The 24,523-nt window shown below is 59.8% G+C and carries 19 protein-coding genes, 1 tRNA gene and 2 pseudogenes; 11 read left to right on the forward strand and 11 right to left on the reverse strand.

Annotated elements, in window-relative coordinates; all coding sequences use genetic code 11:
- Positions 1-26: 26 nt before the first annotated feature.
- Positions 27-524, forward strand: coding sequence for a signal peptidase II (locus tag H7995_RS01940; RefSeq protein WP_166591115.1), 498 nt, complete (start codon positions 27-29; stop codon positions 522-524).
- 2 nt (positions 525-526) lie between these two features.
- Here H7995_RS01940 and H7995_RS01945 read toward each other — a convergent pair whose 3' ends face one another.
- The 4 genes from H7995_RS01945 to soxR form a co-directional block, all read right to left on the reverse strand.
- On the reverse strand, positions 527-967 hold the full coding sequence (locus tag H7995_RS01945; protein WP_166591116.1) for a hypothetical protein: 441 nt from the start codon (positions 965-967) through the stop codon (positions 527-529).
- A 119-nt stretch (positions 968-1,086) separates the two neighbouring features.
- Positions 1,087-1,377 carry a hypothetical protein gene (locus H7995_RS01950; protein ID WP_166591117.1) on the reverse strand — a complete coding sequence of 97 codons (291 nt, stop codon included), beginning with the start codon at positions 1,375-1,377 and terminating at the stop codon, positions 1,087-1,089.
- 275 nt (positions 1,378-1,652) lie between these two features.
- Positions 1,653-3,827, reverse strand: coding sequence for a TonB-dependent siderophore receptor (locus H7995_RS01955; protein ID WP_166591118.1), 2,175 nt, complete (start codon positions 3,825-3,827; stop codon positions 1,653-1,655).
- A gap of 142 nt (positions 3,828-3,969) precedes the next feature.
- On the reverse strand, positions 3,970-4,434 hold the full coding sequence (gene soxR, locus H7995_RS01960) for a redox-sensitive transcriptional activator SoxR (protein ID WP_166591119.1): 465 nt from the start codon (positions 4,432-4,434) through the stop codon (positions 3,970-3,972).
- A 108-nt stretch (positions 4,435-4,542) separates the two neighbouring features.
- Between soxR and H7995_RS01965 the strand changes: the two genes are divergently transcribed.
- Positions 4,543-6,006, forward strand: coding sequence for an MFS transporter (locus tag H7995_RS01965; RefSeq protein ID WP_185817884.1), 1,464 nt, complete (start codon positions 4,543-4,545; stop codon positions 6,004-6,006).
- On the opposite strand, the gene H7995_RS01970 is transcribed toward H7995_RS01965, so the two are convergent.
- Positions 6,003-6,458: a VOC family protein gene (locus H7995_RS01970; RefSeq protein WP_185817885.1), complete on the reverse strand. Its 456-nt coding sequence runs from the start codon at positions 6,456-6,458 to the stop codon at positions 6,003-6,005. The genes H7995_RS01965 and H7995_RS01970 overlap by 4 nt on opposite strands.
- 130 nt (positions 6,459-6,588) lie before the next feature.
- On the opposite strand from H7995_RS01970, the gene H7995_RS01975 reads away from it, so the two are divergent.
- On the forward strand, positions 6,589-7,023 hold the full coding sequence (locus tag H7995_RS01975; RefSeq protein WP_182340571.1) for a GFA family protein: 435 nt from the start codon (positions 6,589-6,591) through the stop codon (positions 7,021-7,023).
- Here H7995_RS01975 and H7995_RS01980 read toward each other — a convergent pair.
- Positions 6,979-7,545 carry a P-loop NTPase family protein gene (locus tag H7995_RS01980; protein ID WP_185817886.1) on the reverse strand — a complete coding sequence of 189 codons (567 nt, stop codon included), beginning with the start codon at positions 7,543-7,545 and terminating at the stop codon, positions 6,979-6,981. The two genes, H7995_RS01975 and H7995_RS01980, sit on opposite strands and share 45 nt — an antisense overlap.
- A 199-nt stretch (positions 7,546-7,744) precedes the next feature.
- Complete coding sequence (locus H7995_RS01985; RefSeq protein WP_185817887.1) at positions 7,745-9,475, reverse strand: SulP family inorganic anion transporter; 1,731 nt, start codon at positions 9,473-9,475, stop codon at positions 7,745-7,747.
- Positions 9,476-9,943: 468 nt separating this feature from the next.
- On the opposite strand from H7995_RS01985, the gene H7995_RS01990 reads away from it, so the two are divergent.
- From H7995_RS01990 to H7995_RS02005, 4 genes are all read left to right on the forward strand, one after another.
- Positions 9,944-11,020 (forward strand): efflux RND transporter periplasmic adaptor subunit, encoded by a 1,077-nt coding sequence (locus tag H7995_RS01990; protein WP_185817888.1) that lies wholly within the window; start codon positions 9,944-9,946, stop codon positions 11,018-11,020.
- Positions 11,017-14,226, forward strand: coding sequence for an efflux RND transporter permease subunit (locus tag H7995_RS01995; RefSeq protein ID WP_166592830.1), 3,210 nt, complete (start codon positions 11,017-11,019; stop codon positions 14,224-14,226). The genes H7995_RS01990 and H7995_RS01995 overlap by 4 nt, the downstream gene beginning before the upstream one ends.
- Position 14,227: 1 nt before the next feature.
- Entirely contained in the window at positions 14,228-15,661 is a 1,434-nt protein-coding gene (locus tag H7995_RS02000) for an efflux transporter outer membrane subunit (protein ID WP_166592831.1), read from the forward strand.
- A 119-nt stretch (positions 15,662-15,780) separates the two neighbouring features.
- A complete protein-coding gene (locus tag H7995_RS02005; RefSeq protein ID WP_166592832.1) occupies positions 15,781-16,893 on the forward strand; it encodes a hypothetical protein in 1,113 nt (370 codons plus the stop codon).
- 111 nt (positions 16,894-17,004) lie between these two features.
- On the opposite strand, the gene H7995_RS02010 is transcribed toward H7995_RS02005, so the two are convergent.
- Positions 17,005-17,460: a methyltransferase family protein gene (locus tag H7995_RS02010; RefSeq protein WP_185817889.1), complete on the reverse strand. Its 456-nt coding sequence runs from the start codon at positions 17,458-17,460 to the stop codon at positions 17,005-17,007.
- 849 nt (positions 17,461-18,309) lie between these two features.
- Between H7995_RS02010 and H7995_RS02015 the strand changes: the two genes are divergently transcribed.
- A complete protein-coding gene (locus H7995_RS02015) occupies positions 18,310-19,839 on the forward strand; it encodes a GMC family oxidoreductase (protein WP_185817890.1) in 1,530 nt (509 codons plus the stop codon).
- A 170-nt stretch (positions 19,840-20,009) separates the two neighbouring features.
- Here H7995_RS02015 and H7995_RS02020 read toward each other — a convergent pair.
- Positions 20,010-20,297: pseudogene (locus tag H7995_RS02020) on the reverse strand (LysR substrate-binding domain-containing protein); the annotation flags it as partial.
- A 63-nt stretch (positions 20,298-20,360) separates the two neighbouring features.
- Here H7995_RS02020 and H7995_RS02025 point away from each other — a divergent pair.
- Together H7995_RS02025 and H7995_RS02030 are read left to right on the forward strand one after the other, a co-directional pair.
- Positions 20,361-20,516, forward strand: a pseudogene (locus H7995_RS02025) (transposase); the annotation flags it as partial.
- Positions 20,517-20,895: 379 nt separating this feature from the next.
- Positions 20,896-20,971, forward strand: a tRNA-Phe gene (locus H7995_RS02030).
- 160 nt (positions 20,972-21,131) lie between these two features.
- Here H7995_RS02030 and H7995_RS02035 read toward each other — a convergent pair.
- Positions 21,132-21,938: a glycosyltransferase family 2 protein gene (locus H7995_RS02035; RefSeq protein ID WP_185817891.1), complete on the reverse strand. Its 807-nt coding sequence runs from the start codon at positions 21,936-21,938 to the stop codon at positions 21,132-21,134.
- Positions 21,939-22,152: 214 nt separating this feature from the next.
- Between H7995_RS02035 and H7995_RS02040 the strand changes: the two genes are divergently transcribed.
- On the forward strand, positions 22,153-22,914 hold the full coding sequence (locus H7995_RS02040) for an SDR family NAD(P)-dependent oxidoreductase (protein WP_185817892.1): 762 nt from the start codon (positions 22,153-22,155) through the stop codon (positions 22,912-22,914).
- A gap of 244 nt (positions 22,915-23,158) precedes the next feature.
- On the opposite strand, the gene H7995_RS02045 is transcribed toward H7995_RS02040, so the two are convergent.
- Positions 23,159-24,502: an APC family permease gene (locus H7995_RS02045; protein ID WP_185817893.1), complete on the reverse strand. Its 1,344-nt coding sequence runs from the start codon at positions 24,500-24,502 to the stop codon at positions 23,159-23,161.
- Positions 24,503-24,523 lie beyond the last annotated feature (21 nt).

Below are 24,523 nucleotides of genomic sequence, written 5' to 3' on the forward strand. Positions count from 1 at the left end.
CATGAGAGTCAGCCCAAGGATTGTTCATGGAACGAGTCACAACGAATCGCTGGTTTGCCGTCATGCTCGGCCTGGTATTTATCGCGTTCGACCAGTGGATCAAGGTGCTGGCGCTGCTGTCGCTGTCGGCGCAGAGCTTCAAGATCGGCGGCAGTTTCGCCTGGCTGGATATCGCCTTGAGCCTCAACCCTGGTGCGTTCCTGAGCCTGGGGGCCGGCCTGGCACCGGCGGTCAAGCAACTGATCTTCATCGTCGGCGTGGGTGCTGTGGTGTGCTGGGCGATCGGCTGGGCCTTGTCGCGTTGGATCAGTTCGCCAGGCAAGGCGCTGGCGGTGTACTGCATTGCACTGGGTGGGGCGTCGAACCTGATCGACCGGGTGTACCGTGACGGACACGTGGTCGATTACCTGGTACTCAACCTGGGGCCGCTGCATACCGGGGTGTTCAACATTGCCGATATCGCCATCATGGTCGGGGCCGCTGTCCTGCTACTGGCTGAATGGCGCAAGCCGCGCCAGGCCTGACGCTAGTCACAGGTCACGCTGACGGCCTTCGCCGCGCGCTGCAGTTCCTGTTTCACGTCCACGGTGATGCGCTGTTCCATGCGGCGCTGTTCGAGGAAGACCTGGTCGCCCCGGGTGTCCACCTGCGCATCGATCGCCGCCGCCTCGGCCTCGATGGCGGCCGCATGGGCGCCGATCACGGCGTTGACCTCGCTTTCATTGCGGGCAGCGTCGAGCGCCTTGATCAGCGCGGCCACCTTGGCTTCCTCCTCCTGGCTGTAGGCATCCAGCGACAAGCCGGCGGCCAATGCCCGCGCCCGAATCTGCACCTCCTTGAGTGCGTGCCGGGCCTCTGCGCACTGCACCTCGCGTTTGTGCTGGTTGACCAGCTGCCACTGGATCAGCGCGTAACTGGTCACGCCGATAAGCGCCACGGTGAGGCCGGCCATCAGCCGGCGGCTCATGGCCGCCTCCAGGCAGATGATGTGAGGAGGGGGATGCACCCATACATCGTATTAATCCATTCGAAGTAGATCAAAGCGTAGCAGCAGAATCGATCCACTCCGTGTGCTGGCCGCCGGTGTCAGCGGGTTTTGCACTCGGCCAGCACCACTTTGCAGGTGCGCGGCGTGCCCCCGGATCGACCGGCGTAGCGTTGACAACTGGCCAGGGATTTTTGCCGCGCCACGCCCAGGGTCGAGCCCCAGGCCAGGCCGCCTTCTCCGACAGTGGGCAGCGCCTTGGCATAGCAGTTGGAGGCCTGGCTGGCGCTCCCATAGGTGGTCCGACTGGTTTTGCTGCTGCATCCGACCGTCAGCAGCAAGGGCAGGGCGAGCAGGCAGGCCGCCCATTTGCCCACTGTGGTTGCGTTCATCTGGCTTCCCCTGAATGGACGTTGGTTGCCGCCGAATACGCCCATGGTTCACATGGCGCTGGCATCGAGTTCTGACAGCGCGGCCGTGCTCATGGCAGTCACCTGGGCAGAGGAGGGTGCTCTGTAAAAGCGTAGCAGCGCGAGGCTGCGTCGACGGCCGCGAGTGGGGAGATGAAGTGCCATGAATCAGTGTGCGACTCAAACATCAAGCAGCGAGCCCGGTGAGATCGGCTCCTTGCTTGTTTGAGCCGTGCGCGTCCCTGCGCCTGGGGCACCTAGAAGCTGTATTTGGCGGTCAACATCATGTTGCGCGGAGTGCCGTAGGTGTCGCCACCGTAGCTGGTGGAGTTGGAGATGGACGAGTAGTACTCGCGGTCGAAGATGTTGTTGGCGTTGAGTTGCAGGTCCAGGTTCTGGTTGACCCGGTAGCCGGCCATCAGGTCGGTAATGGCGTAGCCACCCTGCTCGAGACGGTAGGTGCTGCCATCTTGCAGGGCGACGTCGTTGTACATGCGGCTCTGCCAGGAGACGTTGCCGCCGACCCGCAGTTTTTCCAGCGGGCCCTGGAAGCTGTAGCGGGTGGTGAGCTTGAACAGGTGCTCCGGGGTGTCAGTGTCGTAACGTTGGTTCTCGTTCTGAGGTTTGGCCGCATCCTTGATGGTGTGCAGGCGGGCATAGGTATAGCCGCCGCCCACCTGCCAGTTCTCGGTCAGTGCGCCTTGCAGTTCGAAGTCGATGCCCTGGCTGCGAATCTCGCCGGAGGCCTCATAGCAGGTGGCCTGCGGGCAGTTGGGCACGTACACCTGCACGGCACGGTTTTCCTGGTCGATGCGGAACACTGCCAGGCTCGCATTCAGCGCACCGTCGAAGTATTCGCCCTTGATGCCGACCTCGTAGTTCTTGCCGACGATTGGCTTGACCGGCGTACCGGAGGTGCCCTTGGAACTCTGGGGGGTGAAGATGTCGCTGTAGCTGACGTAGACCGAGTGATGCTCGTCCAGGTCGTAGATCAGGCCGGCGTAGCGGGTGACGTTACGGGTGACCTTGTAGTCGCCGTCGCCATCGCGGTTGTCATAGTCGTACCAGTCCAGGCGGCCGCCGAGGATCAGCTTCAACGGGTCGGCCAGGCTCAGGCGGGTGGTGAGGTACAGGCCGTCCTGGGTGGTGACTTCGCGGCTGTTGTCGGTGTGCACGAAGTCCGGTTTGCCGGCATTGATCGGCCAATTGGTGTCGTACGGGGAGTAATTGTGGGTGGTCATGTCGTAGATGCGCTTGCTGGCACCCACCACCAATTCATGGCTGCGCCCCAGTGCCTCGAACGGACCACTGACAAACGCGTCGACGCCGGCCTGGTTTTCATCGTGGGCGGACTGGTAGACGGTACGGGCCAGGGTGTTGTTGACCCAGCGCGACTGGTAGGACCCGGTGAACAGTGCGTTCTGTTCGGAGTAGTTGGCGTTGAACTGCAACTTCCAGTCATTGGCCAACTGCTGGCGGACTTCGGCGAACAGGGTGTTGATCTCCTGATCCTTGTTCTCCCAGTCAGTGCCGGGGTTGTAGGAGCGCGGCAAGTCCAGATGATGACCATCCAGGCCGATCATCGAGGCGCCCCAGAAGTAGTTGGTCTTGTCCTTCTGGTTGGAGAAGCCGAGGGTCAGGGTGGTGTCGTCGCTCAGGTCCGCTTCGGTGATCGCGTAGAACAGGCCATGCTGTTCGTCGACATCATCGACGAAGCTGTTGGCGTCGCGGTAGGAGGTCACGACCCGGCCGCGCCAGGTGCCGCTGTCGTTGAGCGGGCTGGAGGCATCGACCTCGCCGCGATAGTTGTCCCACGTGCCGGCCGCGCCGGTGAGGGTGACTTTCTGCTCGTCCAGCGGCCGCTTGCGTACCAGGTTGATGGCGGCCGAAGGGTTGCCCGCACCGGTCACCAGGCCGGTGGCCCCGCGTACCACTTCGACCCGATCGAACATCGCCAGGTTTGGCTGGGCGCCGACGATCCAGCCTTGATAGCCGCTCGGGATGCCGTCATACATCAGGTTGTCGATGTCAAAACCGCGCGCCGAGTAGGACTGCCGGCCGGGGCCGCTGGAATAGTCGAGGAACAACCCTGGGGTGGCATTGACCACATCGTTGATGCTGGTCATGGCCTGGTCGTCCATGCGCTGGCGGGTGATCACGGTGACGGCCTGGGGCGTTTCACGCATGGTCAGCGGCAGCTTGGTCGCCGTGGACATGGCGCCAGTGGTGTAGGAACTCGTGCCCTCGGTGGTGCTGCCCAGGTGGGTGCTGGTGATTTCGGTAGCGCCCAGTTCCAGGGTGGTCGGCCTGGAGGTTTGCTGCACCGCGCCGCTGTCATCGGCAAAGGCGGGCGCCAGGCTAGCCATGCAGATGGCCATGGCCAGAAGGTTTCGGGGCGCATTCAAACAGCACGGCGGGGTAACACGCGACATGGGGGGCTCCTGGATTGTTAATGATATAAATAGAGCTATTGAGAATCATTAGCAAATATTCTCTCAGGAATTGCCGCGGTGAAAAAGCCTGTAATGAAAAAAATCTATGGGAGCGTGACAAGTGTGGAGCAGGTTGCCGCATTCAGTCCTGGGCCGGCGGCTCCTGGTCGAGCAGGACCGCACCGCGGCCCTGTTGACCCAGGCGATCAGCGGGGTTGCGCAGCGGGCAGTCATCCATCGACAGGCACCCGCAGCCGATACAGCCGTCGAGTTGATCGCGCAACTGGCTGAGGCTATGAATTCGCACGCTGAGCATGTCCCGCCAGATCGTCGACAGGTGTTTCCAGTCCTGCGCCGTCAAGGTGCGCCCGGCCGGTAATTGGTCCAGTGTCGCCTTGATGGTCGCCAGGGGGATGCCCGCGCGCTGGGCGATCTTGATAATGGCTACCCGGCGCAGTACTTCCCGTGCATAACGCCGCTGGTTGCCGGCGCTGCGCTCGGCGTGGATCAAGCCCTTGGTTTCATAGAAGTGCACGGTGGCCACCGTCACGCCGCAGCGCCGGGACACTTCTCCTACCGAAAGAGGCACGCGAACATCGATCGACATGGCAGCTTTCTCTTGACCTCATCTATGGATGAGGTTTTATAAGGAGGTCGGCTTGTCGTTGCAAGCACCCATTCGCGGTGGCGTGTGGGACCACTGACTGGAGCTGACATGGACACGTGTGAAGGACCCGCTGACGATCATTTGCAATCTGCGCCACAGGCAGGCACTGGCTGGGCCGACCTGCTATCGGGGGCCAATGGCGTGCGCTCGCTCGCACTCGCTGGGGGCGTGGTGCTCCATGCGATCAATGTCTATATCGCCACCACCATCCTGCCCTCGGTGGTCAAGGACATCGGCGGCCTCGACTATTACGCCTGGAACACCACACTCTTCGTCGCGGCGTCGATCCTCGGCTCGGCGCTGTCGGCGCGCTGGCTGACGGGCATGGGACCACGGGGCGCGTACATTGCCGCGACACTGGTGTTTGCCTGCGGTGCGCTGATCTGCGCATTTGCCCCGTCCATGGCCGTCATGCTCACGGGCCGGCTTATCCAGGGGCTGGGTGGCGGATTGTTGTTCGCACTGTCCTACGCCATGATCCGGCTGGCCTTCGCCCAAGCCTTGTGGCCGCGGGCGATGGCCCTGGTCTCCGGCATGTGGGGGGTGGCCACCCTGGTCGGTCCCGCCGTCGGGGGGATCTTTGCGCAACTGGGCGTGTGGCGGGCGGCGTTCTGGTCGTTGATCCCGGTCGCCATACTGTTCGCGGTGCTGGCAGCACGCGTACTGCCCAAACGCAGCGCGGACCAACCGCCGCGCGTGCCATTGCCTTTGGCCCAATTGGTGTTGCTGACGGCGGCGGTGCTCTGCGTGTCGGCCGGCAGCGTGGCGTCGAGGCTGTCCTGGAATATCCTCGGCCTTGGCGCGGCCGCGATCCTCACCGCCCTGCTGATCTACATCGAAAGCCGCACCCGCCAGCGCCTGCTGCCGGCCGGTGCATTTTCCATCACGTCGGCGCTCGGTGTGCTCTACGCAACGATGTCGTTGCTCGCGGTCGCGGTCACCAGTGGCGAGATCTTCGTGCCGCTGTTCCTCCAGGTTCTCCATCAACAGTCGCCACTGATGGCCGGTTACCTGGCGGCACTCATGGCCGCGGGCTGGACGCTGGGTTCGATTGGCAGTTCAGGCGTAAGTGGCCGGGCCGTGGGGCGGGTGATTCTCGCCGGTCCGTTGCTTGGATTCGCCGGCATGGCAGCCCTGGCCGTTCTGCTGCGCAGCGAAAGCAGCGGTGACTGGCAGGCACTCCTGCCGATCTGCCTGGCGCTGGTCATCATCGGCCTGGGCGTCGGCCTGGCCTGGCCCCATCTGCTGACCCGGATATTCCAGGTAGCCCCGGCGGGAGAACAGGACCTGGCGTCGGCGTCGATCACCACGGTGCAATTGTTCGCCACGGCGCTCGGTGCGGCGCTGGCGGGAATGGTGGCGAACCTCGCTGGCCTGACTGATCCCGGAGGCGTCGCGGGCACAGCGAATGCCGCAAGCTGGCTGTTTGGCGTGTTCGCCCTCGCGCCGCTGGTGGGCATCCTGACGGCCCGGCGGGTGGTGCGGGGGTATGCAAAAGCAACGGGCGGCTAGGCAAAGGCCGCCTCGATAAAGGCTTCCAGCGCCTGCTCTTCGAGGATCTCGATAGAAAAGTGGCCAAAGCGCTTGGGCAGCCAGATGATGCGCGTCCCGGAAGGGGACTGCAGGTTGGCGCGAGTCAAGGGTTGGCCATTTTCATCCTCTGGCTGGACCCCGCGGGCCAGCAGGTCGTCATAGGCCTGTTCGATGTCCGGTGTTGAATAGCAGTAGCGATAAATCATTCCCTCGCCCGCGGTGTCCAGCAGCTCCTTCAGGTTCCCCGCCAACGGTTGGACCAACATGAAGCGTTCCTGGCCGATCAGCGCAATCGCGTAACGCACGTGCAGGCCTCCGCGCTCCCAGACCAGAGTCCGGGAGATCCTGGCCTGCAGTATCTGAGTGTAATAATCACAGGCTTGCTTGAGGTCGTTGACCAGTACATCGACATGACTGAATTTCAGTTCCATGGCAGGGCTCTTCCGGTAGGGGGAACCCATCGTAGCCACGTCAGTCGTGGAGTTCGACCGGTGTTTTTTCTGGCCCTCGCCCAGTCCAGCCTGTAGAAATGCCGATTATCGTTGTGCAAAGGAGCTATCCATGACATCCGGGCAATGCCTGTGCGGGGCTGTACGTTTCTCCCTGGAGGTTGAACCGCGCTACTTCTATCGCTGCCATTGCAGCCTGTGCCGCAAGCAAACCGGGGTCGGCCATAACCTCGCCACGCTGGTCAAGGCGGATGAATTTCGTTGGCTCGCAGGACAGGCGCTGATCAGCAGTTGGCAAAAACCCAGCGGCTACAGGAACGACTTTTGCTCTTCATGTGGCTCCACGGTGCCTAATCCTCTGCGCCAGACCCCGTACTTCTGGATTCCCCTGGGGCTGCTGGACGTCGAACTGAGCAGTGTGTGCATCGGCGATTTCTGCACCGATGACGCCATGCCCTGGGATCAGCACCGCTCGCCGAACAGTCACCGCGCGGCGCCGGAATCACTCGGGTTTATTTTGCAGGCATTGCAGGTCGACGCTGATTGATGGCGGCGTTGCCGGCAGGCTGTCGAGAAAGGCGCGGATCTGCCGGGAACCGCGCAAGTGCAGGGTAGGGATCTGCGGGCCGATGGCCTGGCGCACCGCCTCGATGCCGGGACGGTAGCCACAGTCGAAGTTCCACACGAAGTTCAGGAAGGTCAGGAGCGCCCGATCGATTTTCTCGCTACAGCCTGCTGCAAGGTCGGGGCGAGGGCGGTTCATGACGCTGCGCCGGATCACCCGGGTGAGGCAGGTGAGCCGCCCAGTGTCGAGCCAGATGATCAGGTCGGCACCGGGGAGGCGCAGGTCGAAGGTGCGCCGGGCATAGTTGCCTTCACAGACCCAGGCCTCTGGCGCAACCGCGGCCCTGACGCGGGTGCGGAACTGCTCGGCGTCGGGCTCGACCCAACCAGGCTCCCAGAACAGCCTGTCCAAATGCACCACGGGCAGTCCAAGGCGGCTGCCGAGGGCGCGGGCCAGGGTAGATTTGCCGCTACCGGCGTTGCCGAGAATTACAATCCGTTGCATGGTCCCACTGCCTGTCGCGAAAAAAGCCGGCGATTGTGCAGGATTCTGCAGCAACTGGCAGCTAAAAAACGAGGCAGGCGTCAGATCGCCTTTGCCGCTTGGGCCGCTCAAGCATCGCTGGCGAGCGGTGCGCGGATAATGCCGGGGGGGAGGGGGTTGATACAGGCGCCGCGCCCACCCCAGCACACAGCCTTGGCCCCTATTGACTCGTCTGGTAATTCGCAACCGCTTGCTCAAGGTTGAAGAACATTCGTGTGCGGCTCAATTCCGCCAAGGGTGAATGCATCATCATCGCCAGTACCGTTGGGTTCATGCCTACGAACAAGAGTGTCACGCCTTCATCGCGAAGTCGGCGCTCACCATCGGTCAGCATTTTGAGTGCGGTGTATTCCAGGTCGAACACACCACTGAAATCAAGCGCCACAAAGCGTGGTCTCGCCTGGTCGATCAAGGTGCGCATTTTTTGCCCGATCCTCTCAGCATTCGCGAAGAAGATACGGCCTTCGGGGCGCAATAGAAGTAAATCCGAGAAATGCTCATCAAGAGGGTTGGCATCACTCTCTGGACGAAAAACATTAGTGCCTGGCTTGCGAACGATCACATACACCGGTGGGTCGGAAACTTGATGAGCCAAGGCCAGGAGAGAGACGATGATGGCCACGAGGATACCTTGTAATGTGCCAAGCATCATGACGCCCAACGTCGCGACAAGAGCCCAAACAAACTCTGTGCGGCGGACCTTGAGAATTTCTCGAAACTCGGAAGGGGCAACCAGCCCAACTGAATAGACGATCACCACGGCAGCCAATGTGGCGTTGGGCATCAAGCCAATATAGGGGGCCAATAACAGAGCGGCCCCCAACGCCAGAATGGCGGTGATCAATCCCGCCAACTGAGTGTGGGCCCCCGCCAGGCGGTTCACCGCCGTCTGCGTCGTGCCCCCTCCGGCAACCATGGCACCCAGGAAGGCTCCCCCTATATTGGCCATGCCTGTTGCGATCAACTCCCGGTTTGCTTGAGGCGAGGGTTCATCACTGCGATCAAAGGCACGCCCCGCAGCGATCGTTTCCGTAAAACTCATCAAGGCAATGCCCGCAGCAGAAGGCCAGAGCGTTGCTACCAGTTCCCACTTGGGCAACGTCAAGGCAGGTAAGCCGGTGGGAACATAACCGACTACCGAAAGACCATGGGTATCCAGCCCTAACCAGCTCACCCCCAGAATCCCGATGGCCACTGCTGCCAATGGTGCTGGTATGGCCGGCGTAAAACGCTTCATTGTGATCAGGATAAGCACCATGAACAGCCCGACTGCAACGGTAATCAACGACGCATCGGGGAGCCCCTGTAACGTGGCCCAACAGTTATGGAAGAAGTTGCCCTTATCAATATGGATGCCGATGAGTTTGGGCACTTGGTCAAGCACTATCACGATACCGATTCCTGCCTTGAATCCTACGAGTACAGGTTCGGAGATAAAGTTGGCGACAAAGCCCATGCGCGAAAGTCCCGCCAGCGCGAGGAATCCCCCTACCAGCAAGGCCAATGTGGCTGAACCTGCCATCAAGGCTGCCGGATCGCCGGACGCACCGATCTGATCAAGTGCCGAACCCGCCAGGATGGCGAGTGTCGTTGTCGTACTCACGCTCAGTGGCCGCGACGAGCCGAGCACGGCATAAATCAGCATGGGCACCATCACGGTATAGAGCCCTACCTGAACCGGCAGACCCGCAATGGTGGCGTATGCCAGTGCTTTGGGGATGACCACGGCCGCGGTGGTCAGACCCGCGACCGTATCGCCTCTGAGCCAGCTCTGCCGATAGTTGCGTATCCATTCCGGCAATCGTTTTTGCGAGCGGCGGGACTGCTCGTGCGCGACGTCCGGCGGGGCAGTGTGTGGGGGGGACTCTGATTCAGAGGGGCGCGGACTCATTGAAAACTCCAGGACGAGACTCACTGTTTTCAGCAAATGCACTCGAATAAATCAGTATGAAAGCGCGGCGGTCGTCGTGGTCTGCTTTAAATCAACTATTCTTCGCCAATCCAGGCCATCCAGTTCAATGTCGTTTGTTTGCCAAACCTTCAACAGTGGCGGTTTGTACCGGTTTGCTCATCGCGCTTCGCAGGGTTTGAGTGCCAATCGATGGGTGGCAGGGCTGTCCTGGCACTTGCATTGATTTTTGTCAGAAATGCCAATGTCGGCTGGTGTTAGCGTTTAGCAAAAAATGGCTACGCATCGGCTCGAGTATCTGTTCCGAAGCCGGGGAGGGGGGGGAACATGAACAATGCTAGAAAGGGTGCCGTGATGGCATTGGTCCTTTTGTCAGGGGTTTTGAGCCAGCTTTACGGGTGTGACAAGGCACCGGTTTCCCCGGCTCGCAAGCCGCCTGAAGTGACGGTCATGACAGTCACTGCCCGCGACACCCCAGTCACCTTCGAATTCGTCGCTCAGACCCAGAGCTCCCGCGAGGTGGAAATCCGTGCTCGCGTGGCCGGCTTCCTTGATCAGCGGCTGTACACCGAAGGTGATCTGGTGAAAACCGGGCAGAAGCTGTTCCAGATGGACCGTAAACCTTTTGAGGCCGCGCTGCTCTCGGCCCAGGGCCAACTGGCCCAGCAACAGGCCCGCTGGGAAGTGGCCAAGGCTACGTTGGCTCGGGTCCGGCCCCTGGCCGCGCAAAATGCGGTCAGCAAGATGGACCTGGACAATGCCGTGGGCAACGAGCGTGAGACTCGTGCCGCCGTGTTGGCCGCAGAGGGGAATGTGCGCACCGAGCAACTGAACCTCAGTTACACCACCATCGTCTCTCCCCTCACCGGGCTTGCAAGCTATTCCAAGAAGCAGGAAGGCAGTTATGTGACGCCAGGCGAGTCGGGACTGCTGACGTCGGTGTCACAAATGGACCCGATGTACGTCAACTTCAGCCTCTCGGAAAACGAAACCTTGAAGTACCGCGACGATGTCGCCGCCGGCCATCTCATTTTTCCGCCGCGCAGTGAGTTGATCGTAGAGGTCGTCATGGCGGACGGCACCGTGGTGCCCAACACGGGCACGGTGAACTTTCTGGCGCCTTCCTATAGCCAGGGCACGGGCACTTTCCTGGTCCGCGCAGTGCTCGCCAACCCCAATGGCCTGCTCCGTCCCGGCCAGTTTGTGCGGGCCCTGGCCAAAGGCGCCTCCCGGCCCAACGCCATTCTGGTGCCGCAAAAGGCGGTATTGGAGGGGGCCAAGAGTCACTTCATATGGGTCCTCAATGCCGAAGGAAAACCCGAGCAACGGGTGGTTGAAGTGGGCGACTGGCAAGGTGACAACTGGTTCATCAATAAGGGCCTGCGGTCCGGCGAGCGTATCGTGGTCGATGGCGCGATCAGGGTCACGCCGGGCGGGCCATTGAACATCGTCGACGCCCCCGGCGCCGCATCCACAGGCGCCGCCGATGGGCAACCGGCAAAAGCCAATGGTGGGAAAAGCCAATGAGTATTTCCCACTATTGCATCGACCGGCCCATCTTCGCCTCGGTGATTTCCATCGTTATCACCTTGGCCGGTGCTGTGGCCATGCTCAAGCTGCCTGTTGCGCAGTACCCGGACATCACGCCGCCGCAGATCACGGTGGCCGCGACTTACCCCGGTGCCGATGCCCAGGTCGTTGCCAATAACGTGGCGGCGCCCATCGAGCAGCAGGTCAACGGTGCCGACAACATGATCTACATGAACTCGTCGAGCTCCGCGACGGGCAACATGACCCTCAACGTGTTCTTCGAAATCGGTACCGATCCATCCCTGGCCCAGGTCGACGTGCAGAACCGGGTGAACCTGGCCTTGCCGCAACTGCCCTCCGCCGTGCAGAGCCAGGGCATCCAGGTACAGAAAAAATCCTCGGCGTTCATGATGGTGCTGGCCGTGTATTCCGCCGGCGATCGCTTCGACAGCACCTACGTCGCCAACTACGCCAACCTTTATATCCTCGACGCGATCAAGCGGATTCCGGGGGCGAACCAGGCCAGCATCTTCGGCACGCCCGACTACGCCATGCGGATCTGGCTCAAGCCTGACCGCATGGCCCAGTTGGGCATCACCGCTGCCGATGTGCAGCAAGCCGTCGCCAATCAGAACCAGCAGTTCGCCGTCGGCCGGGTCGGCCAGTCGCCAACCGGCAAACCCGTCGAGCAGTCTTTTGCCGTGACCACCAAGGGACGCCTGACCGAGCCTTCGGAGTTCGAGAACATCATCTTGCGCGCCAGCAATGACGGCGCGGCCATCGTTCGACTCAAGGACGTCGGTCGCGCCGAACTCGGGCAAAAGGACTACTCCCTGCGTAGCACCTATCAGGGCCGGCCGGCGACGCTGATTGCCGTGTACCAGCAGCCCGGCGCCAACGCTCTGGACGTTTCGGCGGCGGTGACCAAGACCCTGTCGGACATGAAGGCCACGTTTCCAGAAGGCATCGAATACAAGATCGTGATGGACACCACGGCCTTTACCCGGGCTTCGATTTCCGAGGTGATCCACACGTTCTTCGAAGCCCTGGTGCTGGTGGTCATCGTGGTCTTCATCTTCCTGCAGAGCCTGCGGGCCACGCTGATTCCGGTGCTGGCAGTGCCGGTGTCGATTGTCGGTACGTTCATCGGCATGGCCGCCCTCGGGTTTTCGGTGAACATGCTGACGCTGTTCGGCATGGTGTTGGCCATCGGTATCGTGGTGGACGACGCGATCGTGGTGATCGAAAACGTCGAGCGCAACATGCATGTGCACAAGATGACGCCCAAGGACGCGGCCAAACGGGCGATGGATGAAGTCGCCGGCCCGGTGGTGGCCATCGTCCTGGTGCTGTGCGCGGTGTTCATCCCGGTGGCGTTCATGGGCGGTATCACCGGTCAGCTCTACAAACAATTCGCGATCACCATCGCCATCTCCGTGGTGATTTCCGGCCTGGTCGCCCTGACCCTGTCCCCGGCCCTGGCCGCCTTGCTGCTCAAGCCGCAGCACGGTGAAAAGAACGCGTTTTTCCGCTGGTTCGAACGCAGCTTCGAACGGATGACCGAAGGCTATTCCCGCTCCGTGGCCTTCATGATCAAGCGCTTCGTCCTGGCGTTGCTGCTCTTTGCCGGGATGATCGTGCTGATGCTGTTGATGGCCCAGCGCATCCCCAGTGCGTTCCTGCCGCCGGAAGACCAGGGTTACTTGCTCGGTGCGGTGATCATGCCTGACGCCGCCAGCCTGGATCGCACCGGTGAAGTGGGCAAAGTGGCCAGTGACTTCTTCATGAACGACGAGGCCGTCGAAGGCGTCGCGATTGTCAACGGTTACAGCCTGCTCGACGGCCAGAACAAGAACAATGCCAGTGCGTTTTTCGTCGGCTTCAAGGATTTCGAGGGGCGCTACAAGGATTCTGAAACCATCAAGGCACAGAGCGCCCCTGCGGTGATCCAGAAAGCCACGCAGGCGTTTTCCACCGTTCAGGGCGGGATCATCCTGCCGCTCAACCCTCCATCCATTCCCGGCCTGGGGACCACCGGCGGCATGGAAGTCTGGATTCAAAGCAAGGGGGACGGCAGCGTCGATCAACTGGCTGAAGTGGTTGGCAATCTGGTGGCCAAGGCCAAGGAACGTCCGGAGCTTGGCGCCATTACCTCCACCTTCAATGTGTTTTCCCGGCAGTTGATGGTCGATGTCGACCGGGAAAAAGCGGAATCGCTGGGGGTGCCGGTCGAAGATGTCTACAGCGCCATGCAGACCATGTTCGGTTCGCTGTACGTTTCGCAATTCAACAAGTTCAGTCGCCTGTGGCAGGTGATTTTGCAGGCCGAACCGGCTTATCGCTTGAAGGCCGAGGACCTGCAGGAGATCTTCGTGCGCAGCAAAAACCTTGAAATGGTGCCGCTCAAGGCGTTGCTGACCACCCGCTACGTCACCGGCCCCGACCTGCTGACCCGCTTCAATAACTTTCCAGCGGTCAAGCTCACGGCGAATCCGGCGCCGGGCTACAGCTCCGGCCAGGCACTCAAGGCCCTGGAAGAGATCAGCGAGCAGGTCATGTCCAACGACTACGCGCTCGCCCTGAGCGGCGAGGCGTTCGAGGAGAAAAAGAGCGGCGGCGCCTCCTCCCAGGTGTTCATCTTTGGCCTGGTGATGGTGTTCCTGATCCTCGCCGCACAATACGAAAAATGGTCGCTTCCCGTGGGTGTGCTGCTGGCGGTGCCTTTCGCCTTGTTCGGCGCCTTGCTCGCAGTCCTGCTTCGGGGGTTGAGCAACGACGTCTACTTCCAGATCGGCTTGACCATGCTGGTGGCGCTGGCTGCCAAGAATGCCATCCTGATCTTCGAGTTTGCGGTGTTGAATCGGGAAAATGGCATGTCCGCCTACGATGCCGCCATGACCGCCGCGAAAGAGCGACTGCGCCCGATCGTGATGACATCCCTGGCGTTTATCCTCGGCTGCGTTCCGCTGGCCATTGCCGTCGGTGCGTCCGAGAACAGCCGTCACTCCATCGGTACCGGGGTGATCGGCGGCATGCTGGCGGCGACGGCGATCGCGATCTTCTTCATCCCGCTCTTCTATTACCTGGTGGAGCGTATGTTCGGGGAAAAGGACACCGCCCAAAAGGCTGCCAAGCCGGCCGAATTGACTCAGGCTGCGCAGATTCCCGACGGCGCGGCACAAAACCGACAGGAGGGGGATTGAGATGGCTAAGCCCTCTTTTGCTCTGTTGATGTGCCTGGGCCTGGCGGGTTGCATGGTGGGGCCTGACTACCAGCCCCCGAATATCGACACCCCCGCGGCCTACCGCTACGCGGACAAGGAAGCCAGGAATCTGTCGAACACGCTATGGTGGGAGCAGTTCCAGGACCCTGTCCTGAATGAACTGATCCGCACCGCGTTGCTCGAAAACAAAGACATCAAGATTGCCGCCGCGCGGGTCGAAGAGTTCCAGGGCCGATACGGCCAGACCCGTTCCCTGCTGTTTCCACAAGTCGGGCTGGGCACCCAGGGGCAGCGGTCCCGCTCGCCGCGCGACTCCGGTCCGGTGCCTTTGGATTCATCGGTGGACCCGGTGTACAACAACTACCAGGCCATTCTCAGCGTCAACTGGGAGCTGGACATCTGGGGCCGTTTGCGCCGCCTCGACGAATCCGCCCGTGCCGATTTGCTGGCTTCGGAGGAGGGCCGTCGAAGCGTCATCTTGAGTCTGGTGGCTTCGGTCGCATCGAGTTACGTGACCTTGCGCGATCTCGACCGGGAACTGGAAATCGCCCGTACGACCGCCAAGGTGCGCGGTGACTCCTTCGAGATATTCAAACTACGCTTTGGTGCTGGCACCATTTCCGAAATGGAGTTGGCGCAGAACCAATCCGAATTCGAGCGCACCCAGGCCTCGGTTGCGCAATTCGAACCCTTGGTCGCGCAACAGGAAAACGCCTTGGCCGTGCTGCTTGGGCGCAACCCGGGGCCGATCATTCGCGGGCGTGAGCTGGCCCAACTGAATCTGCCATCGGTGCCTGCCGGCTTACCGTCGGATTTGCTCGAACGTCGACCTGACCTGCGTCAGGCCGAGCTGAACCTGATCTCGGCCAATGCCCAGATCGGCGCAGCCAAGGCCCAGTACTTCCCGACCATTTCCCTGACCGGGCTGTTGGGCTCTGCCAGCAACCAGCTGTCTAACCTGTTCACCGGGCCCGCTTCGACCTGGTCCTATGGTGTTGCGGCGAGCATGCCGATCTTCACGGCCGGCGGTATCGCCGGCCAGGTGCAACAAGCCGAAGCCTTCCAACAACAAGCGCTGCTGATCTACCAACAGTCGATTCAATCGGCGTTCAGGGATGTGGAAAACGCCTTGGTCGCGTCGAGCAAATCCAGAGAGCAGATGGCCTACCAGGCCAGGCAGGTCGAGGCACTGCGTACCTACGCTCATTTCGCTCGGCTGCGTTACGACAACGGCTACACCAGCTACATAGAGGTGCTGGATGCCGAACGTAGCCTGTTTGACGCCGAGTTGAACTACACCCGCACCCGTGGCTCGGTGTTCACCAGCATGATTGATCTGTACAAGGCCACTGGCGGAGGTTGGGTGAATCAGGCGGACCAACTGACGGCAACCACCGCCGCAAAGGAACCCTGATCGGGGCGCATCAACACGTGAGAGAAGAACACTGATGAAGCCGATCCAGCGCAGCAGTTACCTCGCATGCTGAACCCCAATGCCAGGTGCAACAGCACACTACGTTGTGAGGCAAGGTCATGGACCACGATCTTTCAATGGCGAAGACCCGGCTATTGCCGGGTCATATTCGTCATGTAGCGCTCTTGTGGGTGGCGTGCTGTGTCGCCGGGTGCACAACGATGGGACCGAACTCGATTCAGCGTGACCGTACAGACTACAGTGCGGTCATCGCCTCGACCTGGAAAGAGCAGACACTGCTCAACATCGTCAAATTGCGCTACGCAGATGCGCCCGTGTTCCTCGAGGTTTCCTCGGTCATCGCCTCCAGCGCGATGCAGAGCCAGGTCAACCTTGCGGCGAGTTGGTATTCGGGACTTCCCAGCGATGGAAACAACCAGGCCATAGGGGCTTCCGGGGTGTACACGGATCGTCCGACGATCAGCTACACCCCGCTTTCCGGGGAGAGATTTTCTCGTTATTTACTGCAGCCCCTGTCGCCGGCCGCGGTGTTCTCCTTGATTCAGGCAGGCTACCCCATCGATCGTGTCCTGCAATTGACCACCAGCGCCGTTAACGGTGTCTACAACCGATCCACATCCCCCTCACGCTTTCGAGCAGCCGATCCGCGTTTCTACGAGTTACTGGAGGCCTTCAGAAGGATCCAGCGCTCTGAGTCGCTGGGCATGCGCATCAGTCAGCGAAGCAGCGATGAAAGCATGCTCGTCTTGATCTCGCGTGATGTCTCCGACGATGTCGAGAACGATCGCCAAAGGGTGCGCGAACTCCTTCACTTGAGGCGCGGTGCCAGTGAGCTGAATCTAACGTTCGGCATGGTGCAACGGCACGATACCGAGGTCGCGCTACTGACTCGTTCCATGTCGGAAATCTTCGTGGAACTGGCCGCAACCATCGAGGTTCCACCTGCACATTTGCAGGAAGGGCGTGCAAACCCGGCACCTGCTGCGCCTGCGCATCCCAGCCCATGGGACGAACCATTGGTGCGTATTTATTCAAGCCGGGAACAACCCAGCGATGCCTATGCCGCTGTTCGCTATCGCGACTATTGGTTCTGGATCGATGACCGTGACATGAAATCAAAGTCGGAGTTCTTGTTTGTGCTCGTACTGTTTTCGCTGGCCGAAACGGGCGTGGCACCGCAGACGCCGGTGATCACCGTGCCCGCAAACTAAGCCTTCGCGTCGCAACCTGGCTGACACTCGAGAAGAGGGCCGCACGCCAAAGGAAAAGGCGACGGATTGGTGTTGGCCCTGGTCCAGCACGGTGCTGCGCCGTGCTCCTTTCTAGAGCCAGCGCCTGACCTGGCTGCAGTACTGCGCGAACTCACGCCCGAAAAGCCTGGCAAGGGCCCGCTCCTCAGGCCCGATCTGGAAGCGGTTCATATACATCACGAAGCCCAGCACGCCGAGGAGTGCCGGTGGCCAGGCGAGGAGGATTGACCAGGCTATCAGGACTGTGGCGAAGCCCAGGTACATGGGGTTGCGTGTGTATCGGTAGACGCCCGAGCTGACCAGGGCCGACGCTGTTTCCGGCTTCAGCGGGTTGACCGTGGTATGGGCGCGGCGCAAGGACAGCACACCGGCTAGACAAATGGCGACGCCTGCCAGCAACACCACCAGCGCCAGGCCAATGCGCCACTCGATAGTCAACGCCACGGCGCCCGGTAAGTATCGAGCTGCGCACCACATCAACAGACCGAACAGGGCAGCAACCAGCGGCGGAGGGATGCGGTTGTCCATGATCAATTCCTATTAGAGACGAACGGGCGATCAGTGTGAGGGTTATAGCCACTAGAGGGTCAAGCACTGGGTGGCGCTTTCTCGGGAGGCCGCTTTCAGCCGATTCTGTTGAAAAAGTCGGTACTTCCAGACTGCCTACGTACTGACTGCTCAACATGCCTTTTTGCGCGTCGCTATGCGAAATCTGAGCCGCGAATCCTCTGCTCAACGTGAAGATTTCAATCTCAAGCGCATACTTCTCTACCGTGGAAACCATGGCCGACTTTTTCAACAGAATCGGCCAATAGCGGACGTTCAGACGGGGTAGGGCTGTCGCCGTTGGCGGCCTTTTTTGATTTTTGCCATTCGCAGCATTGATTACGTGCCTCATCTATACCAATCCCGTAACCAACGGCTGCTTTTGGTTGAACAGTTGCTCCTGAAAACCAGCCATGATGCGGGTTGCCTTTGGCGCGCGTCGCGACCTATTATTCAAATAGACCATCTTTTCCCCCAGCGTGCCCCCATGAGTCAATCGCTACACAATCTCCCCATTGCTCTTGAAATCTGCGCTCAATGCTGGACGTTCAGGCAGGCGGGAATTGTGTTGCTTCGACGTCGCCGCAGTACGCTCTTCGCTCTTACTTTCTCACCTCCTGCCGCCTTCAACTGATCGGGCGCTTCGCATCGCCCCACTAGACCTGCGGCCATCGTGATGATGATCCGCATCGCCTCAATGGCCGGTCTCCTATTGATGATCAAGGCAAGACCCGCTCGGTTTTCGGGCGGGGAGGAAGAGTAATGAATAGCGTATTCAGCAAAATCGATATGCACCCTGTTCGGCCCTGAAGCACAGGGACGTTTCTTGACATGGAGGGCATCATTTTGATCAAGACTATTCGTAACGCTGATGTGGTAGTGATCGGTGGAGGCTCGGCAGGCTGTACCATCGCGGGCCGGCTTGCTGCGGCAGGCCGTCAGGTACTACTGATCGAGGCGGGACCTGACTATGGTTCGCGGACTTCACCCGATTGGCCCGCCGATCTACTCAACGCACGCACGCTGCCCACATCGCACGACTGGGGCTACACCGGTCCCGGAAGCGCCGGCCAGCCACTCGCGCTGGACCGTTGCCGTGTGATCGGTGGCTGTTCAAGTCACAATGGCACGACCCAAAATGTCGGCTGGGCCGGCGATTATGACCAATGGGCTGCCCAGGGCTGTCCCGGCTGGGATGCGGCGTCTCTTGCACCGCTGTTTGAATCGGCGTTAGACCGCTATTGGGCCAGACACTATCTGCCCGACGAGATCCAGCCCTTTCACCAAGCGGTCCTGGGGGCCGCTTCCGCTCAGGGGTTGCCGCTGGTAAGCGACTTCCATTTGCTTGCCGGCGGTGCCGGTGCGGGTTGTGCCCCGATCAACAGCTCGCTGGAGGGTGTTCGCCTCAATGCGGCATTCGCCTATCTGGACCCTGTCCGTGACAGTGGGCATTTGCAAATGCTGTGCGACACGCTGGTGGAGCGAATTTCATTCAAGGACGGGATCGCTCAAGCGGTACACATCATTCATCAGGGCGTTGAACAACGCATACCTGCCAAGCTGATAGTGCTTTGCGCGGGAGCCTATGGAAGCCCGGAAATATTGCTTCGTTCGGGCATCGGCCCCAAGGAACATTTGGCCGATCTGCAAATCCCCGTGACCCTGGATTTGCCGGGTGTTGGACACAATCTGCACGACCAGCCAACCGCCAATCTGGAGTATGAGGGCACTCAAGCGTTGGCCGAGGCGCTTACTGCATTCGAAGCCGATCGGGTGCTGATGGAGGAGCAAACCATCATCAAATTGCGTTCTCCTTACGCAGGGAGCGCCCCGTATGATTTGCACGTGTTTCCCTGGATTGAACGCGATCCTTCCCTCGAACAGGGTTGGCGCTGTGTTTTTCCGGTCGGTCTGCTACGTCCCAAGTCACGCGGACACCTACAATTGACCTCCAGTGACGCAAACGTTGCCGCTACTATCGACACGGGCTTCTTCGCTGATTCCGACGATATTCCGCCAATCTTGTTCGGGATTCAGTGGACCCAGGAGCTGATCCGCTCACCGGCCATGGCTGCATTCATCGGCGCGCCCTTGGCCATCCCGCCCCAGCAGCAAACGGAACGGATCGAGTGGGTACGGAACAACCATCGCCACTACTGGCACCCGGTTGGCACCTGCCGCATGGGTCCTTCGTCCGACCCCTACGCAGTTGTTGAATACACCGGCAAGGTACATGGACTGGAAGGACTGCATGTCGCCGATGCCTCGGTGTTTCCTGAGGTGCCGCGCGGTACGACGGCACTGCCCAGCGCTGTCGTCGGTGAACGCATTGCGCGTTTCCTATTGAATGGAGTCTGCTGAAGATGCTGATTCCACAATACGGCAGCCTTTTTATCAATGAGCAATGGACGCCTCACACAGGAGAGTCCGTTTGGCCTGCACAGGTGAACCGGGCTCGAATGGCAAAGGCAGCCTGTCGCTGGTTGTGATGGGCATAAATAGACTGATGAATGGGCATGTTTTTCGCTGTTTCAGCGTCGCGCAGACAGCTGTCGCGGGGCCAAAAATGAATCGTGGAAACAGTTACTAAACGCCTGCATCTCCGGGCCAAATTTGCGCTCGCGATGCCACGCCAGCCCGACACTCATGGGCGTCACCTTGTCGGTGACGGTCAGGGTTTCGATGCGATTGCCTTCCAGTGACCAGAGGTGGAGCAGCAGATTCGAGAGGATTGCCACGCCGCTGCCATTGGCGACCATGCTGCACACCGGTTCGACTGAACTGGTGACAGCTTGGTTTGGCGCCACCACATTGGGTCTTGCGTTGATGTTTTCCGGCGGCGGCCTGATGAATCGCCCGTAGCGTCCATGAGGCGGCACGCAATGTTGTTCGCTCACCTCAAACGAATCCTGAAACTGGATCGATTAAGGCTACGAGGAATGACCGGTGCAAACGACGAATTTGCCTTGGCCGCTGCGGTACAGAATTTAAGAAGACTGGCGAAACTGACCTCACAAGGGCCGCCGGCCACGGGATAGGTACGCCCGGAATCAGCAAAAACCCTCAAATTAACCCACTGACCAAGCTGCAAAGATCAACGCAGAACCCAGAAACCACCCAGCGTGGTGAACAGGTTCTGAAGTGACGGCCAAGCTTAATGTCTTCCAGTCTGAAATTTCGACTTTTTCAACAGAATCAGCCAACCGCGGACGTTCACTTTAAACGGCAGAGCGATTCCGTTTCCTGGCTGCAATAGGGTATTGGCGCATGACCTGAGCCAAGTGCCGACTTCCAGTTCACGGCTTTTTAGGTAATGCGTCTTCACCTCAAAGACAGTCATAAGCATAGGTATTCATTAAGTTTTTTTTGCTTTCGTGCTTGACGCCCCAGTGGTAAAAAACGTTTAATTGCGCCGCAGCCCAGATAGCTCAGTCGGTAGAGCAGGGGATTGAAAATCCCCGTGTCGGCGGTTCGATTCCGTCTCTGGGCACCACCTTTTGTTTTCTGGTGGTTCCAATACCATCCGAAACACCCAAAAAACCCGCCTAGTGCGGGTTTTTTGTTGTCTACGGTTTCCTGCCGTTGTCGTGTCAGGCACAACATTCAGCTACCCCCCTTCGTTCCGCCCAGCCGATAGCCGGGAGGAGCGAAGTTCAGGCGATGGGCGAGTTCAACGTATTGAACCGTTTGAGAATACTCTCGTACATTTTTGTGCGTCGGTGGTGCTGACCATAACCTCCGGCGGCGGCGACTGTTCCCGCCTGGATGTGGTCCAGATACTTGAAGATTTTTCGCGGTGAAAGAAACACAACGTTGTAGCCGATATCCGTCAGCCAGTCCTGCAATGCATAACCAGGGACTCGATCATCGAGCTGAAAATGCAAGCCGTGCTGCTTCATGATGTTGATGTTCCAAAGCGTGCAAAAGCTCTTCAGGTGAGTTTCCCTGTAAGGTTTCGGTTCTCTGGATCGCAAACCCAACGACAACTTCAGACGTCTGAAATGGTGTTTCAACAGGCGCGAAGTGAAGCGCCAAAGTGTCCTGGGCACGCCTCGATTGAGTTGTTCGGTGCAACCGACGGCGACGACGGCCGGATCTTGACGGCAGTGCTCCATCATCATCGTAAATACGTGCGGATCAAAGACGAACGTGTCGGTGTGCATCAGAAACAAATAATCGCTATCAACCTTTTCCAGCGCCATATCCAGGGCGTTGCCATGGGCAATGTGACCTGGCTCTGGGGTGAGCGACTTGCGTTCAATCAGGTTGATCCAATCGAGTGAGCGCAAATAGTCAGTGCTGGCATCCGCCGATCCGTTATCGACTACCCAAACAGGAATGCCGGCTTTTTGTGCATGTGCATGCAAAAGCTCCAGGCATACCCTGGTCAAATCGAGGGTTTTATAGTTGACCAGAACGATGCTGAAAGGTGGTTTCGACTCCGCGTTAAAGGTGCCCATGCTCGAAATGCTCAGATCCCAAAAAATCCCAAGATAAGGGGCCAACCTTATTTCAAACTTAATTTCTCCCGGCGCGGGTTGGCCCACGATCGTCAGGACTTCCAGGCGTCCCTGATTTGCAAATGGAGACCGGATGATCGTGGCCGCCTGATGCCGACATTGCCCGCTTGGTGCTACGGTGATGGCTTTCTAGCATCCCATTCGAGATATCCCAATGAACCCCAATCCGACAATCGACAACGTATTACGCGTTGCGTTGGTGACAGGATCCACTTCCGGTATCGGCGCAGCCATTGCACGTGTACTCAGTCAGGCAGGCTATGCGGTGGTGCTGCATTCGCGAAATTCTGCGGACACGGGACGCGCTATGGCGGCCGAAATGAAGCAGGCTGTTTACGTGCAAGCGGATATTGCTTGCGAAGCTGACAGGGTCAGGCTTATTGACGAGGCGATTGCCGCGTGGGGGCAGCTCGACGTATTGGTCAATAACGCCGGTATTAGCAGAGTCATTGCGCACGACGACCTGGCCTCGGCCAACTCGGCGGTGTGGCACGAGCTCAACGAGGTCAATGTCGTGGCGCCGTTCCACCTGGTCGCATTGGCCGAGTCGGCATTGCGCGATGCCGCCCGTTATCGTCGAGCAGGTTGCGTCGTGAACATCAGCTCCCATGCCGGTGTCCGTCCCAAGGGGGCATCGATTCCCTATGCGGTCAGCAAAGCGGCGCTCAATCACATGACCCGCTTGCTCGCGGTAACGCTGGGACCGGAAATTCGCGTAAATGCAGTGGCGCCTGGCTTGGTCGACACGCCTATGACCGCCGAGTGGACAGGTGCCCAGGAGTTGTGGCGAACTCGCGCACCTATGCGCAGGGCCGCTAGCCCAGACGACATCGCAAAAGCGGTTGTTTTGCTGGTCGAGTCGGACTACTTAACCGGCGAGATACTCCTCTCGGACGGCGGGTTGAACCTGACCTAGGTTTAGCGGGCTCCTGTGTAGCAGGGGAGAAGACGAGTCACAGTGTTTCGTCGACTTGCCCAAAGGCCGGGTACCGGCTGCCAACGCATCGGGCGGATGCATGGGCCTGGTCATTGAGCCGACATCTCGCTCTGATCCCAACGCTGGGGGCACTGTGTGACCCCTCGCAGGGGCCCGCACGGGTGGCGGGCTTGATCAGTGTGATTGCGCCGTTTCTCATCCTGCAGCGCACCGCGCAGGTGCATCAAATCTCTTTGGATAACACCAGGTTTGCACCTCTGCGGTTGAGGATGCACAAGTAGACCAGGCCGAGAGCAATCCAGGCGCCGCCGAGTTTTTGTGCGTCCAGGCCCATGTTGTACATGATTGCACTGGTGATGATTAACCCCGTCAGCGGGAATATCAGGTGGGCGAGGATTCTTCCGGTTTTCTGGCGGCGCCAGTAGTAGTTGATGACGGTGATATGAAGAATGATAAAGCCGCTTAAAGCGCCGAAGTTCACCAGCGACGTCAACGTGTCGACGGCATTGATGAACAAGTAGCAAATGCCCACTGACAGTATCGCCACCAGATAGATGCTGACGTGCGGCGTGTGGTATTTGGGGTGAACGTTCGCCAGGACCTTTGGCAGCTTGCCGTCCCGGGCCATGCCAAACAGCAACCGCGAAACGGCGGCTTGCGAGGTAATGGACACCGCCACCCCCCACGACAGCGCTGTTGCGATGGCGGCCAGGGAGGCCAAGCGATCACCCCCGGCGATGGCGGCTATTTCGTAGAACGCGGTGTCGGCCGAGGTGAAGCCCATGCCCGCGGCCAGGTCCGCAGCGAGCCAGGTTTGTGCGACGAAAATGCCCCCCATGATCAGCAGGCTGATCAGGGCTGCGCGGCCAACACTGCGCCCGGCATCGCCCTTGGTTTCTTCGGCCAGCGTGGAAATCGCATCGAAGCCCAGGAACGAAAGCACCGCAATCGACACCGCCTGCATCATCAACCCAAAGTTGAAGTTCGCCGGGTTGTACAGGGGGGCCAACGTGAGCTGCCCGTTCCCGCCACCGGCGTGCAGTGCCTGCCAGGCACAGGCCAGGAAAATACCCAGGACCGTGAGCTGGGCAAGTAGAAACAGGATGTTCATGCGGGCCGTGAAAGTGATGCCACGCAGGTTGACCAGGGTCGCGCTGATCAGAAAGGCGAAGATAAAACCGAACTTCGGAATATCAGGGTAGAGGTGGTTGAGCGCCATGGCGGCGTAGATGTACAGCAACGGTGGAATCAGCAAGTAGTCCAGCAACAGCAGCCAGCCTGCAATGAACCCAAGGTTGGGGTGCACGCCCCGTTGCGCATAGGAATACACGGAGCCGGCGATGGGAAAGGCCCGCGCCATGTTGCCGTAGCTCAATGCCGTGAACAGCATCGCAACCATGCCAATGATGTAGGCCAACGGAACCATTCCGGGGGCTTCCTGGTTGACATAGCCGTACACGCCAAAGGGGGCGATGGGAATCATGAAGATCATTCCATAGACCACCAGGTCGGCGAGCGACAAACTGCGTTTTAATTCTTGTTTATATCCAAAATTTTCGACGGCCATGACAGGGTACTCCGTAAGCGA

The sequence above is a fragment of the Pseudomonas kielensis genome (genome assembly GCF_014236655.1).
GTDB classification, from domain to species: Bacteria; Pseudomonadota; Gammaproteobacteria; order Pseudomonadales; family Pseudomonadaceae; genus Aquipseudomonas; species Aquipseudomonas kielensis.